We start from the raw sequence: 986 nt of genomic DNA on the forward strand, positions 1-986 counted from the left end.
ACCGGCCGCAACGATAACTATGTCTGCCTGAGAAACTTTCTCTGGTAGGTTGCGCGTGAATCGATGGGTTGTGGTGACTGTGCAGCCTGCCAAAAGCAGTTCCAGTCCCATTGGGCGACCGACTATGTTCGAAGCGCCAACAATGACCGCATCTTTACCACGGATTGTTTGGCCCGTGCTTTCGAGCAAGGTAATGATTCCTTTTGGGGTGCAGGGTCTTAAAAGAGGAAGTCGCTGCGCGAGCCTGCCAAGATTGAACGGGTGAAAGCCGTCAACATCTTTGTCCGGTCTGATGCGTTCTAGCAATGCGTCGCTGTCTAGGTGATCGGGAAGCGGAAGCTGAACGAGTATGCCGTCCATTTCTGGCGCGTTGTTGAACTTGTCGATAAGGGTTTCAAGTTCTTCCTGTTGCGTAGATGCAGGAAGGATAATTGCTTCGGAAGTGAACCCTATTTTTTCGCAGGCATTTGTTTTGTTGCGAACGTATACCTGCGAGGCAGGGTCGTCGCCTACCAGAATGACGGCGAGGCCAGGTCTTCTCTTGCCTTCTTTTACTCTTGACTCAACTTGTTTGGCGATTTCGCCCTTCAGGTTGTCGGCAATTCTCTTGCCGTCGATAATGTTTGCGCTCATTAGAATACTTGTGACACTCAGTGGGTGCGGTGGCTAACTCAGGATGCGCATTTTCTCATGGTCTTTTCATAATAAAAAGTGTTTTGCTGATCTAAGTTAAAGGGTATTTGCAGGCACAAAATATTTTAACTTTTTAGCGAGATTAAATGTTGACGAGGTTAAAAACCGTCTGTATTATTCGCGCCATCTTGTGAGGGGTAACCCAAGCAATGATGAGTCGGGGTATAGCGCAGTCTGGTAGCGCGCCTGCTTTGGGAGCAGGATGTCGGGAGTTCGAATCTCTCTACCCCGACCAATTTTCTACGAGAATGTAACAGGTAGAATCTGGGTTCGAGCGCCCGTAGCTCAGTTGG

The 986-nt window shown here is 49.1% G+C and carries 1 protein-coding gene and 1 tRNA gene; one reads left to right on the plus strand and one right to left on the minus strand.

Annotation, left to right across the window (positions count from 1 at the left end; translation table 11 throughout):
• Positions 1-633 (minus strand): tetrahydrofolate dehydrogenase/cyclohydrolase catalytic domain-containing protein (locus A3750_RS22405; RefSeq protein WP_068548877.1); only part of this gene is annotated, 633 nt, incomplete at its 3' end.
• A 218-nt stretch (positions 634-851) separates the two neighbouring features.
• Between A3750_RS22405 and A3750_RS22410 the strand changes: the two genes are divergently transcribed.
• A tRNA-Pro gene (locus A3750_RS22410) sits at positions 852-928 on the plus strand.
• The last annotated feature ends 58 nt before the right edge of the window (positions 929-986 follow it).

Source organism: Oleiphilus sp. HI0079 (genome assembly GCF_001635105.1).